Genomic DNA, 12,988 nt, shown 5'->3' with positions numbered 1-12,988 from the left:
GTAAACTGCCAAATAGTACCTTTCAAAGCCAACAACTACAACATCAAGTAATTCCATTAAAAGCCTTTTTAACTTAAACTTCCACAGAAAAAATGAGTAAAAATGGAAGTTATTGCAATACAAAAATCCGTATTGGACGGAATGAAAGGTGATTTAAAAGAACTTTTGGAACTGACCGAAAGTGCTGTACAGAAATATAGTCCAATCTTTAAAGAGGAACAATGGCTCGATAATCAGGAAGTGTGTTTGATGATGAATATTACTAAACGGACTTTGCAAACCTACAAGAGTAAAGGTTTGTTGCCGTATTCCAGACTAAATCGTAAAAACTACTTTAAACTTTCAGATGTAAGGGCTTTGCTTGAAGCGGAACAAACCCATAAAACAGATAGTGATGAATTTACTAACGAATGAAGCCGAAGAAATCATTGTTCATCAGGAAATGATAACACAACTAAGAAATCGGATTGAAGAAATACTGAAAAATTATCGCCCTGTGATGAATGGTGAAATCTATCTTTCCGGAGAAGAAGTATGCAAATTGCTTCACATCAGTAAACGGACTTTACAGCAATACAGGGATGACCAAATTTTGCCCTACATACAGATTGGAGGTAAGATAATTTACAAGGAAACGGATTTAATGAATGTCTTAGAACAGAATTACGTGAGTGCCTATTCTAAAAAGTTATAGTCAATTTCAGAAAGAATTTGCTGTTCTATCAAAACGACTTTAGTATATTTGCTTAGTAAAATATAGAAAATCTTAAAGTGTTTTTACTTTAAGTTCCACATTGAAAACTGGTAATTTTTAGACAACGGGACGATAAGGAAGAACGCTCATGCTATAGGCGTGGGCGCTCGCTTATTCGTTGTCGGGTATACCAGTACCTCAATGTGCGGTAAGTTGTAGTGGCCTACGCTTCTTTTTTGTGCAGGCACTCCATTAATTTTATACACATATAGATATGGAAACTGGTACAGCACAACAAAAAATAACACTCGCTTTTATCAATGAGAAAAGTCCGATATTGGATTTAGTATGTGATAGTCTCACAGCTTTAGGATTTGAAATCACATTTCGATCCGAAACTATCGAAGATGGATTGTATCAATTATCTACTGCGAAAGAATATCCTAAAGTTTGCATTGTTGACCTTGATTTTTACGAGCATAAAATATTGTCACAACTTCAAAAATTAAGATTAGAATATCCTACAGTCAAACTACTTTCTCATAGTGATATTGACAATGAGAAAGTAGGCAAAGCTCTTTTAGATATTGGTTTTTCTAGTTGTTTACTGGTAGGTAGTGATGTTGATGATTTTAAAAGAATTATTAATCGTTCTATAATGGGTAGATAATAACTATTATAAGTATCTTTCAATTAGCTTAAAATTATCAGTATCCTGAATATATTCGTTTATACTATCCTTAAACACAATTTCCGTTTCATCTATTTTTTCAATGTGTTGGAGAAGTTCTTCAATCTCATCGAAACTAAATCCGTATTTAATTAGCCAAATTTCAGTTTCATTGTTTGTGCCATATTTCACGTAATTACTTAATACTTTAGCTCTAATGTCATTAGTTTTTTGGTAATAGAGTATAAAAGCACTTGACACTGGATCTTTTATGGATAACGACAATACTTTATCTATATAGTCATATGTATCGTAAATTATCTTATCAAAATCAATATCAACTATACTGGTGTCCTGTGAAAATAATGGGACTGGGCGTTTAAATGATTTGTTTGGTAAGGGTTCTGCAATGCAAGAAAATCTTACCTTTTTCTTTGATAATAGTAGCCTAAATTCTTTTGGAGTTATTTCTTTTTTTAATAATTGCCTTCTAAGTTTTCTTCTGTAATCCTTTTCAGAAAGGAAAGCATGTCTCAATGAAATAATTTCTGCAAAGGACTTACCCTGAATCTGCCATAATAATATAGGTATTGAGGTACTAAGTACATTCTTCTCTCCATTAGATAATTCTGTACGCCGAAGGTGTGCCTTGTATATATTCTCAAATGACAATTTGATTCTTTTTCTTCGATCATTTTTTAACGCATAATACTCTTTTACAGTCAATGGCTCTAATTGTTTATTTAGAAAATTATCTAAAATAAAAGATATTTCATCATCGAGATTAGCACTTTGTATTCTATCAATCTGGCTTTCTGTAAGCTGTAAGTCAGCATTAAAAGTGTCGTTTTTAATTGCATCCACAATGTCTATAAAATCTTCGTTATGAGGGTCTGTTGGGTTATCTAAATTAGAAGTAGTTGTTAATGTTGATTCTTTATTAAGCCTTTCTATAAAAAGTTTTTTATTTTTCTTTTCAATTATTACATATCCATAATCGAAATGATCATTTTCTAAGGTTGTTCTGCCTGCTCTACCTATTAAATTTTTGAGATTAAGTGTCTTTTGATCTTCGTTGCCTGTAAACGAAAAATTATTAATCCAAACAATATCAAACGGCATGTTGATACCCTGAATCAAAGTTGACGTTGAAAAGCAAATTTTTGCGTGATGACCATTTACAAATTCTTCTATTATTAACCGTGCTTTCAGAGGTATTGAACCATGATGAATAACTATACCTCTTTTCATCAAGTATATTAATATTGAGTTTTTTTCTCTATCATCTTTTGTCCCTAAAAATTCTTCAAGTTTAGTAATGTAAAATAAACTCTTTTCATCTGTAACTTCTGGACATAATTCAATATATTCTGCAAAAGTCTCAATAAAACTTCCGTCGTATATTTTTGACTTAGATATATATATTAAAGCTGTTCCATTATCTTTAATGATTTCTTTAACAATATTATCATCTATGACTTTTCCTTTTATTCTATCATCGAAAGGCGAAAAATATTTAAAAACATTATCAGAATGCTCAATGTATATTTTCCCTACTGTCTTTTGATTGTATATTTCTGAATCTATGTTATTTGTAATATTATGCTTTTTAAATTGTGCGTCCGGATTGAGAACAAATGGATGAGTAAAAACTTTTTTGATATTATTTAGCTTTTTATCTATTCTTCTTACTAATGAGTCAAATTTCATTCCCCTAATTCCCTCTTCAGAAATTTGTGCTTCGTCTAATAGTATGAGTTCTAAATTTAGATTATTTATATTTCTAAAAATCTCTTCACCTCTTTCGGGAGTAATAATATAAATTCTATTCTTTGTACGTTTTGTATTAACAATTTCGATGAATTGAAGTACTAATGTTTCTTTAGGAACCAGCTTTTTAACTTTTATTAAGTATTCTGAAAGCAATGCTCTTGACGGGAGTATAATGATGATATCTCCTTTAGATTCTTTTATCAATTCTTGAAAAAGAAAAGATTTTCCTGCACTTGTTGGAGCAGAAAAAGAAAAATTCGTGTATTTTTTTATTGAATTGTATGCATCAGCTTGAACAGGTGTGAAATTGTGTCCAGTTTCCTCAATTATTGATTCAGCATATACATTGTATATTGTTTCAATGAAGGTACTGGGTGAGCTTGTTTTGTAGAAAAGTCCCATAAGAAACATCAGTTTTCCTTCATATTTTCTAAAATCTTCCGGTATATATTTTTTTAAATATGAAAGCGATTCCAAATGACTGTTATTTACAGGTCCATTTTTATGAAAGTCAAAAAGAATTTCTTTGATAGTTAGTTCATCAACTTTTTGTTGGAATAAGATATTGCTTAACATAATTCGACTGCAATTAAATATAGTTCTTTGTGTTTAATTATCTCTTTAATTGGATCGGAATCAAGAGCATTATTCAATATTGTGATGATGTTTTCACTATTAAAAGAGAATGCCGCCGCATATCCCTTTTCATCTTTAATAATATTTGCTTTTGTCGTTTCGTCTAAAAAAGGTTGTAACCAAAGCAACTCACCATTATCTCGATCGTTAATAAATTTCTTTATCTGTACTAATGCTTCAGGTCTAGGGGTATCATTAATACTAAACTTTGCTTCTCCAAAAATCAATAAATTAGCGGAGCTTATACTGTGGAAATCAAAACCAGGATTACCAGATATTTTTTCCTTCAAAAGTTCTGCAAGTGGAATTTTTTTGTGAGAAAAATTGACTTCTAATGCATGCTGGGCTGAATATGATACAATGTATTCACCAATATCTGTATTAACCGTAGTTGATACTTTCGCAATTATTTCATTTACTATTTTATTTATGGTTTTTTCAGCATTGGCTTTAAAAACCTTTTTAGAAATTTCATCCAAATCATTTATCCAACTTGTATCAGAAATATTAGTTTCTATCTCTTTAACAATAGGTATGAAATCATTAATTTTTATGTGAAGGCAATTGATATCGCAACCTGAACCACAGGGCAGTTTACTTAATGTTTTATTATCAATGTGGTTAATATTCATTTCAGTAGTTCTGATTTATAATAATTGGATTTCAAATAGATAGAATTTAAATACACTATTTACTCGGTATCAAATTTAACAAATTTAAGTGATGCTTCGACCTTCACAAAATCAAAATCTTCAGCTACTAATTCTGCGACGTTCTTTTGCTTCTTTTCTTTAGTCGCTGTGTGAAAAGAAAAGAAGTTCTCTAAAACAACGAAAGGGATACTAAATATCCCGTGCAATGGTGTCGCAACCTGTTTGATAAAATGTAAAAAGTGGAATTTATGAAACGGTACATTTTGGCTAAGGGGTTGCACCGATTTTAAATGCGAAAAGGCGGTTCCGACCAACGGAAGGATGCGTCTTTTCGCCGCCCGACTTTGGCTGTCAGGCGACTTTTAGGGGTTGGGTTTGGAAGTTCTTCAGATTAAGAAAGAAACCTCTGTTTTCGGTCATACCATAGCGTAACATAGACCAAAGTAAAGAGCAACCCATTTGTGCCAATGTTGCATTGATATACAAATCCTGCTTTTCCAATGCTTCCGCTAAACTGCAACTTGGCGTGTCGTCCGTTTGTTCGGACTGTTTTAGCAGTTCGCCAAATTCATCCGTAACCATTGGCAGGCTTGCCACCGTTTGGAATTTTTCGGAGTTGGGTTGTTTAATCTCTCCAATAGTAGATAGTATCACTTGTCCTGTTTGTTGGCTGTTCCCAAAATCTAACCAATACTTTGGTTCATCACGGTTAACTCTGCGTTTGCTCATCGCTTTGAGCATTTCGGCAATATCAAACCTTGCTTGTACATTATCCACGCAGGTTATGTAAATGGTTGCTTTTGCATTTTCGGGCAATCCACCAAAATTATTGCGTTCAAACTTTTGGGTTTCGGCTTTCCAATTGGTACCCATAAACCGATTAACGCGGTTTATCAAGGCTACCGATTTGGACAAGCCTGTTTCACTTGGTGCAAAACGCTGTCTGCCCAAATTGGCTTCCGTGATAACATCATCGTCCCATAAACGCACCTGCAACCCTGCGTGTTCCAATTCTGTTAGGCTGTGGCTCATTTCCATTAAGGCGGTCAGCACTTTTGAGCCTGTGCCACCTGCACCAATCAAATTGATTACAATCGGGTTGGTCGGGCTTATCAAATAGTTGTCCGTAAAATGAACTGCTGTTTTTACTGTTTCCATTACAATAGATTTTTAAGGGTTTTGTTATTCGGTTTCAATACTTCTTTTGGAAAAGGTTTATCTGTGTTTACAAGGTCTTTCCATAGGTTTACGCAATTGCCTTTTATCGGGTTATGATTGCCTAACAAATGGCTGAAATAGGAATTGAAAAAGTAATACTCCCAAGCCTGTATAAATTCTTCTACCGAAGCGGAGTTTTTAATATCAACGCTTACCGTACCCATACAGACTTTGCCGTCTTCATAGATATTGAAATAAGGCGTATAGTATAGTTTTGTCTTTTCTGTTGGTCTTTTGTCGCTTGCAAGGGCAAACACGCTCAAACCGTTTTTACTCGCTTTCCAAAGCATTGGCGGTATTGGTGCTATTCCGTTTGGAATTTGCAAACTGTCCACAAAATACATTTGCCGTTGCTGTGTTTTGGTGTACCAAATAACCGAGCCTTTTTCCGCATTGGGATTGATGTGCAAAATGTTGGTCGGCAAAATTCCGTTTGACTTCAAAAAGGCTTTGTTCTTTTCCTGTTCGGTATTGAGTGCTTTTGCCAATACATTTGCTTCTTTTACCGTCAAAGGGTGGGCATTGATAGGATTACCGTTTTTGTTCATATCAAAATGCTCTACATATACATCGGTATTGCTTCCTTTGGTTTCATAGAATACCAAAGCCGATTTTGGGTGGTACAATGTACCGAAGTCCTGTGTTATGTCGTTAATCGTTTCCATAATTTCCAATTTTAAAAGGTATGTAAAATGTCGCTTAAACTGTGAAGTAGTGTAAACAGTCGGTTTTCAAAACAAAGGTTGTTGGCGGTTATATCTCTGCCGTCAAACATTTTTTGGATAATGGGTTCTTCCATTTGTCCGTACTCCTGCATTTCATTGTTAACCGACTCTATAAGTGTTTCATTAAGCCAACCTTTGTGGTCAGCATAGAATGAAATATACTTTTCCATTCCGATAATGTTCTCCATATCTTCTTCCGATGCTTCTCCGTTGGGTTTCGCATTACGGAATACATTTTCATTCGGATAGGTCTGATAAAGGGCAAAGGCTTCTTTTGCTACGGTCAAGCACTCATTATCAAAATCGTCTTTGGCTTTAAAACTATTGATACGCTGTTCAAATACAGTCAGATTAGTGCGGTTGTAAATCCGCTGTTCCATAAAATCCCCAATATATTCGGCTTGCTTTATCTCGGCAAGATAAACGGTTGTTTGCTCGGTTTGGTCGTCCATTTCAACCCAATCGTTCATCATTTCGTACATCCAATACAAATAGCTGTCCTGTTGTCTGTAATATGGAATGTCGGCTATATGATACAAATAAGCACAAACGGACAATAGTAAATGGGCGTTTCTTTTCTGTTTGCGATTGTGCAACATTCGGTATAAGGAAGCAATAGGAATATAAAAAAGTGTTGAGCTTGTATTGTAACGTTCCTCACTTACGAAATAAGTTTTCTTACTATCCTGTACCAAACGAATTTCTTCCCAATCCAAAACCTTTTGTTTCAATTTTTCTTCCATATCCGACATAGCCAATGCCATATTGTAAGGATATGGAAATTGTTTACTCTGCATCGGTTCAATTTGGTAATGCTCGGCAAGTTTAGAAAGGGACTGAAAAAAATCCCTTTCCGTTTTATCCGATTTCCTGCAAGCCTGTACGGTTTTGGTTTCTTTCAGTTTTGGCAGAAACGTACACTTTAGAAAACCATTGGTAGCATTGCTATCGGTACTGATTTGCGTTTGTCTTTCCGCACTTCGTTTGCATCTTTTGGCTTTTGCATCCAATTGGCGAACTCGTTCAATTGTCGGTGCAATTGCCGTTGTCGTTGCTGTTCGGGAATGCTGATAGTTCCCGATAGGATATGTTTGTGCATAGTTCATTGCTTTAAGTATTTGGTTTAACCTTTTGTACCCATTACACTCTCGAATTTGTACTCTACTGCATCATCTTTTATCTGTGGTGCAGATGCTTTTGCCGTTGTGAGTATCGGGTACATATTGGCGTAAAAATTCATTACGGCTTCCACGCTCCAACGTGGTTCGGGGTCGGTCAGTCTGATGTCTTGTCCTTTATCTTTGAGTATAAACACTCGTTCTAATTGCGTTGCTAATAACATAACTTGTCGATTTTGGCATTAACGCTTTATTCTTCTTCGTCCGCTTCATCAATGGGATAATCTTCGCTAACTTCTTCCACTTTTGTCGGTTCGGCTTGCGGTTCTTCCATCGCTCCGAAAAGGCTCGGTGTGACGAACTTGTTTGACAATTCCATTTTACGTTTTCGTATCTCGTCCGCTTTTTCGGGAAACTCGGTTATGTCGGGAACTTTCATCCACGCTTCACGGAATTTGCCCTCTTTTTCGAGTTCGTCAGCCTTTGCCATACCGTCTTTAAACTTCTTGTCTTTGGCTTCTTTTTCCTTTTTGGCTTTCTCTGTTTTTTCTTTTTCCATTGCCGATTGCTGTTTGACAATTTCCATTTGTTTTACGAATTTTTCCATATCTACCATTACACCCGAAATGGTTTGGATTGGTGCGGTTATCTGCTGAAAAAATCCCTCGTCAAACTCTTGGGGCGTGGCATTGAATGTCAATGGTGGTATAAGGTTTTTGGCATTATCTCCGCATTGCTCGTTGTTAAGCAGTACCGATACGATTAGGTTGCTTTCTGCTCCTTTTGAAATGTTCAGTTGCAATACTCCTATAAAGTCCAACTGCTGTATCTGATTGAAAAAATTGGTATTCATCGCTCTGAAATTTTAATTGTTGTCTAATCCTTTTTTTATTACCATCGGTTTCTCGTGTATGTCCGTCCAATAGGCTTTTTGCCTTTTGTCGAAGTCGGAAAAACTTTTGTTTTCGTGGCTGTATCCTGTGTTCCTTTTAGCTATTTTGATAGCTTCCTTTAAGTCGGTTACTTCAATTTCGCAACCGTGCAAATCCGTTATTTTCATTATTCTACGTATGTGATTTTTCAGCAGTAAAAACTCCATTTTCATAGTAGCCTATAAGCAGTTCCCAAAGCCGTATAAGGCTGTCGGTATCTACATAGTATTGTTTGGTTCTGTTACAATAGATGATATATATCGCTTCATTTTTGTATTGCTCCTCAAGACTCTTGGCATTTGCCATGCTCTTGGCTTCCTCTATGGTAGTTGGTTTCATATCCCTTGTTTTATAGTAGGCTACCACCGATTAAGGCGGTAGCCTATTGTTATCTAATTAAGGTTGAGGATTTCCGTACCGTCCAAAGCAAATGAGGTACATAATTCAAAAGCCTTTTGAGTTTTGATTTGGGCAGTACCACCCAATACAATGCTCTGCAATTTGGCTTCATCATTCTTGTAATTTCTTACGTTCTGATAGTAGCCTGTAACAGCGTTGTACGCTCCGAACAATGTGCCTTTCGTGGTTTCCATCTGCTGTGTATCGCTTATCATAGCGTAGGCAAAGGCATCTTCTACGGTATTTTTAAATACGGTAGAAATTTCATCTTCCGCACCTTTTTTGATAAGGTCAAGCGTTTCCTTGTTCGGGCAAAGTGCCAATTGGATTAGCTTTTTAACCTCTTGGTCTGATACTTTTACCTTTGTCCATTCGTTGAAAATGCCCTCTAATTGGTTGCTCAAAGTATTGGCAAGTCCCATAATCTTGTGTGCGTTCTCTATACGCTGTTTTGCTCCCGAAGTATGTTTGATGCGAACTACATTGGTCATATTGCGTAGCGAAGCATTCAGCGTGTTTTGGCATACAATCCTCACGGGGGTAAATGCGGCTGTGATGCTTCCGCTACCATCGTGCGAAGTGGTCAGGAAAATATATTTTTCCGTTACATCATCGCCATTGCCTACACGGATATAGTCGGGCAGTTTGGCTGTGATAAAAATGCGTTCTCCGTTGCCCAATGCTCCTGCGGTTTCGTATAGAATACCCTCGCCACCGCCTACAATCGCATCAAAGAAATTAAAGGCTTCACGGTTTTGTACGATATGGTAATCCTTACCGACTACACCTAATACAGTATTGTTGTCGGTGCGTATGTTGGCGAAATAGTTGGGCACTGCCAATTCGCTACTGCCTATCTCTATACCTTTTGTGGTTTCGATAATGCCCGAACCTTTGGTAAACAGAGGGGATTTTACGACTTCGTAATCTAACCCTGCGTGTTTGATGGCTTCCTCACTCGTTGGATATTGCTCTACGATTTGCCCTAAACCGTGCCACGCTTTTTGCTGTACGCTAAAAAATGAATAACGTCCTGTTCTCTCGTTGAAATTGATATTATGTGCCATTTTGATAAAATTTTGATGTTAAAAAATGATTGAATAATAGTTGTTAAAATGGGAGGTCGTCCTCAGTGCCTTTTCCTGCTGTGCTGTTGCTTCCTGTTTGTGCAGTAGCCTGTACGGTTTCTGATTTTTTGCCACCGCCGTGCAGTTTGATGTTTGAGGTATGGAAATTCAGTCCTGCGTGTGCTTCTCCGTCATTTCCTGTCCACGCCCTTGCACTTACCCTGCCTGTGAGTTCCACCAAAGTACCCTTGGTGAGTATCTTGGCTACGTTCGGACTTATCCAGTATGAGCAGTCGAAATAGGTTGTCTGCTCTATGCGTTCGCCCTGTTTGTTACGGTAGCTGTCATTGGTTGCTACTGAAAAGTTTACTACTTGTTTTTCCTGTGACGTTGTGCGTACTTCCGCATCCCTTGTCAATCTTCCTGTGATGTTCATGATTTCTACTTTTTTGCGTTATGAATTTTTTTCTGATTTGATTTTTTTAGATTTATTCGGCAATGAGAGGAGGTGCTGAAGTTTCGTTTCACTTTTTCCATTTCCAATGCTATATTTTTCAATTACTGACATTTTTTTTATTCGTCTAAAGAGCCGGAGTATGCTTTGTTTCGTTTCACGAGCATAAAAGGTTAGTGTTTAGCAGGAACAAGGTTTTGCCAAATAAATACAACCCGCATGGGTGGAGATTTTTTGGCAAACCCGAAGGGCATGACCTTGTTTCTGGGTTAAGAACACGATCATACCTTTGCTCTTGAAATGGAACAAAAACAGCATACCGGTTCTTGAATAAAACCTATGTGGAAGCCAATGGAAAAGCATTGAGGAAATGTGCAGTGTGATCATAATACATGCACCTTCAGTGCAGAATTTTTAAAGCTATACTTCTTATTGTAATGGGCTCCAATAGCCCGATAAAGGGTATAGAAAAGGATAGGAAATGAAATTGAGGGTATTTTGCTATACTCTTTGTAGTGAGGGTCGACTAAAGCTCTTTTATTGTTGTGGAAGGAGTCAGGAAAATGTGCTTTAGAAGATAAGAAAAGGCATAAAAAAAGCTATTAGGTTGGACCTAGCTTGTATGAAGAATTAAAAATCTATTTATACGAACTTAAAGATGTGTTCTGTAATCAGATGTGTCTGGTGGTTCCGTTCCAATTCTTTGTAGGTCTCTATTATAGCAACCAGATGGTCTTTACTGCTGCATACAACGTATTTTTGAGCATTGTGGAACACAGCAAGATCCTTACTGGCATAAAACGCAACACTATTGACCCTTTTAAGTGGAGAGTCTGTACAGATAAATGTTTCAGCATTACCCAACGGCAATATAAAGTTTCCAAAATTGTCAATAGCTGATTTACTATCTTCGATCAAGGGGGCATCTCCCAAGATGGATATTATACGATCATTAGAATTTATAAAACTGTTTTTGTGAACTTGTAATATTTTTTCAGGACTCAAATCCTTTCCCTGATAAAAGGGCAGGAATGGAAATATGATGCGCTTTGTCTGCTTGAAAGTATCTGATTCTATCAGATGTCGGATGGCCTCAGTGTTATCCGAGCCATCATGGTTTTTCACAGTGATGGTGATTGGAAGCTCTTCATATAAATGTTTCTGATCTTCTTTTTCAAAAAGACTGTCGTTAGCAGGTAAGCGCCATTTAAGCGAGGATACGAATACAAGTAGTGAAGTGAGTCTTTCGATGGTAATACTGCCTTCCTGTGCCATTGCCGTAAGGTCAGCTGCGAATTTAGCATCGAGTTCTGCATACAGTTTTTCAAGGTTGTCATTCGGTATTCCTGCTATTTCAAGTGTATTACGATTCATCTCGAAAAACACTGATTTTGGACTTCTTTTTTCCTTGGAAAATGCACCTTTCTCTTTATCGTACAGATAGAGCATGTTTTCTGTATCGGCAAAACGTTTGATAAGAAATTGCGGAATGTAATGATGCCTTTTTGATATACTCATCTTTTTAATTTATGCTGGGACATAATTATTCTTTGACATTGAACAGCACCGCCATATATTTAACAGTAAAATTAAAGACTTGGTCTTTGGTGTACTTAATCAGATTATTTTCGTCGCCATTTATCAGGCTCTGTATATATCGATCCTTTTGCTGTACAGGTGCGTCTACTCCGAAAAGTTTCCTCCAGAACATATCGAACATATCGCGGTACTGCTGTATGGTCTTACGCACTTTTTCATGCACAATAACATTGTTCAGAAAAGTTTTCCTTTTGGCATCATCGAATATATGGAAGGTGAAGTGTTCTTCTTTATAGTTAATAAAAGATTGGTAGCTTTCTTCTTCATTTAAACCATAAAAGGGCAAAAATTTGATACTGTCTGTATTCTCATAGACCTGTATAACAAAATCGTTCATGAATATTATGTAGGGATTTCTATCGCTGGTAAAACCGATGTAATTCTGGGTATAGTTCGCATCGCCTCCCAAGGTTTGCAGGTATGTAATCGATAATGGAATAGATGAATCCCCATCTTCAGCAAGTATGATTGTTCGCAGTTTTTCAACGAACTCTTCAGGGAAATCCAGTATATTTTCGCAAACTGCACTGCGGTAAATCTGTATATAGAAGAAATTCCTGATGGTGATGAGATCTGCTTCGTTCAATCTGTCGTGCCCAGTGATATCATTTTTTCGAAAATGTGGCAGTATGTTATTGATGAAGGGATTTTCAATGTCGGTAAAGAGCTTTTCGCATTGACCACAGAATATATAATCTACAGAAAATGGAATCGACTTTGCATTTTCTATTTCATCTTCCGTTGGTTTCCTTCCAATGGTATTTTCAAGGGTTAGTTCATCCAGTCGCTGGAAATTGAAATCTATAAAAGGATTAGAATTATCTAAGGCAAAATACAATCCCTTTTCACGATCATTTACACCACCTAGATTTAGGCAGGTACGAATGATCGCATCGGTAAGGTAATGTGTGTTTTTTTTATTTGCTTCCCGTTCCTGACATAATCTACATATAGGCATTTTTAGTTTTTTTAGATGATGTATTAAAGATAAAAAAAATGAGCAGAATTGGAACATTAAGTAAGTACAATTACGACAAGAACAACCTTTGA

16 protein-coding genes are annotated in these 12,988 nt (G+C 36.4%); 3 read left to right on the top strand and 13 right to left on the bottom strand.

The annotated features are described in order from the left end of the window. The first annotated feature begins 102 nt into the window (after window positions 1-102). The 3 genes from ACWICE_RS07190 to ACWICE_RS07180 all read left to right on the top strand — a co-directional run bounded on the left by ACWICE_RS07190 (window position 103) and on the right by ACWICE_RS07180 (window position 1,364). On the top strand, window positions 103-414 hold the full coding sequence (locus ACWICE_RS07190; RefSeq protein ID WP_454297950.1) for a helix-turn-helix domain-containing protein: 312 nt from the start codon (window positions 103-105) through the stop codon (window positions 412-414). After that, a complete protein-coding gene (locus tag ACWICE_RS07185) occupies window positions 395-694 on the top strand; it encodes a helix-turn-helix domain-containing protein (RefSeq protein WP_454297949.1) in 300 nt (99 codons plus the stop codon). The genes ACWICE_RS07190 and ACWICE_RS07185 overlap by 20 nt, the downstream gene beginning before the upstream one ends. A gap of 274 nt (window positions 695-968) precedes the next feature. After that, window positions 969-1,364 carry a DNA-binding response regulator gene (locus ACWICE_RS07180; protein WP_454297948.1) on the top strand — a complete coding sequence of 132 codons (396 nt, stop codon included), beginning with the start codon at window positions 969-971 and terminating at the stop codon, window positions 1,362-1,364. Window positions 1,365-1,370: 6 nt separating this feature from the next. Here the strand turns inward: ACWICE_RS07180 and ACWICE_RS07175 are convergent, their stop codons facing one another. From ACWICE_RS07175 to ACWICE_RS07115, 13 genes are all read right to left on the bottom strand, one after another. Further along, window positions 1,371-3,713 (bottom strand): DEAD/DEAH box helicase, encoded by a 2,343-nt coding sequence (locus ACWICE_RS07175; RefSeq protein ID WP_454297947.1) that lies wholly within the window; start codon window positions 3,711-3,713, stop codon window positions 1,371-1,373. After that, on the bottom strand, window positions 3,707-4,405 hold the full coding sequence (locus ACWICE_RS07170; RefSeq protein ID WP_454297946.1) for a hypothetical protein: 699 nt from the start codon (window positions 4,403-4,405) through the stop codon (window positions 3,707-3,709). The genes ACWICE_RS07175 and ACWICE_RS07170 overlap by 7 nt, the downstream gene beginning before the upstream one ends. A gap of 372 nt (window positions 4,406-4,777) precedes the next feature. Then, entirely contained in the window at window positions 4,778-5,584 is an 807-nt protein-coding gene (locus ACWICE_RS07165; RefSeq protein WP_454297945.1) for a PRTRC system ThiF family protein, read from the bottom strand. After that, entirely contained in the window at window positions 5,584-6,309 is a 726-nt protein-coding gene (locus ACWICE_RS07160; RefSeq protein ID WP_454297944.1) for a PRTRC system protein B, read from the bottom strand. Before ACWICE_RS07160 ends, ACWICE_RS07165 begins: the two co-directional genes overlap by 1 nt. Before the next feature lie 11 nt (window positions 6,310-6,320). Next, window positions 6,321-7,475: a hypothetical protein gene (locus ACWICE_RS07155; RefSeq protein WP_454297943.1), complete on the bottom strand. Its 1,155-nt coding sequence runs from the start codon at window positions 7,473-7,475 to the stop codon at window positions 6,321-6,323. 17 nt (window positions 7,476-7,492) lie between these two features. After that, a complete protein-coding gene (locus ACWICE_RS07150; RefSeq protein ID WP_002978317.1) occupies window positions 7,493-7,711 on the bottom strand; it encodes a PRTRC system protein C in 219 nt (72 codons plus the stop codon). Between the two features lie 26 nt (window positions 7,712-7,737). Beyond that, entirely contained in the window at window positions 7,738-8,340 is a 603-nt protein-coding gene (locus tag ACWICE_RS07145) for a PRTRC system protein E (RefSeq protein ID WP_454297942.1), read from the bottom strand. Between the two features lie 12 nt (window positions 8,341-8,352). Further along, window positions 8,353-8,547: a hypothetical protein gene (locus ACWICE_RS07140; protein ID WP_454297941.1), complete on the bottom strand. Its 195-nt coding sequence runs from the start codon at window positions 8,545-8,547 to the stop codon at window positions 8,353-8,355. A 4-nt stretch (window positions 8,548-8,551) separates the two neighbouring features. Next, window positions 8,552-8,758 (bottom strand): DNA-binding protein, encoded by a 207-nt coding sequence (locus tag ACWICE_RS07135; protein WP_454297940.1) that lies wholly within the window; start codon window positions 8,756-8,758, stop codon window positions 8,552-8,554. Window positions 8,759-8,811: 53 nt separating this feature from the next. Next, window positions 8,812-9,885 carry a DUF932 domain-containing protein gene (locus tag ACWICE_RS07130; protein ID WP_454297939.1) on the bottom strand — a complete coding sequence of 358 codons (1,074 nt, stop codon included), beginning with the start codon at window positions 9,883-9,885 and terminating at the stop codon, window positions 8,812-8,814. Window positions 9,886-9,928: 43 nt separating this feature from the next. Beyond that, window positions 9,929-10,321, bottom strand: a complete 393-nt coding sequence (locus ACWICE_RS07125) for a single-stranded DNA-binding protein (RefSeq protein WP_454297938.1) — start codon at window positions 10,319-10,321, stop codon at window positions 9,929-9,931. Between the two features lie 660 nt (window positions 10,322-10,981). After that, a complete protein-coding gene (locus tag ACWICE_RS07120; protein WP_454297937.1) occupies window positions 10,982-11,857 on the bottom strand; it encodes a DUF4238 domain-containing protein in 876 nt (291 codons plus the stop codon). 25 nt (window positions 11,858-11,882) lie between these two features. Next, window positions 11,883-12,896 carry a hypothetical protein gene (locus tag ACWICE_RS07115; protein WP_454297936.1) on the bottom strand — a complete coding sequence of 338 codons (1,014 nt, stop codon included), beginning with the start codon at window positions 12,894-12,896 and terminating at the stop codon, window positions 11,883-11,885. Window positions 12,897-12,988: the final 92 nt, after the last annotated feature.

Source organism: Sphingobacterium sp. NPDC055346, assembly GCF_053645235.1.
The sequence above is the reverse complement of the archived record's forward strand: the minus strand, read 5'-3'. Positions and strand labels throughout refer to the sequence as shown.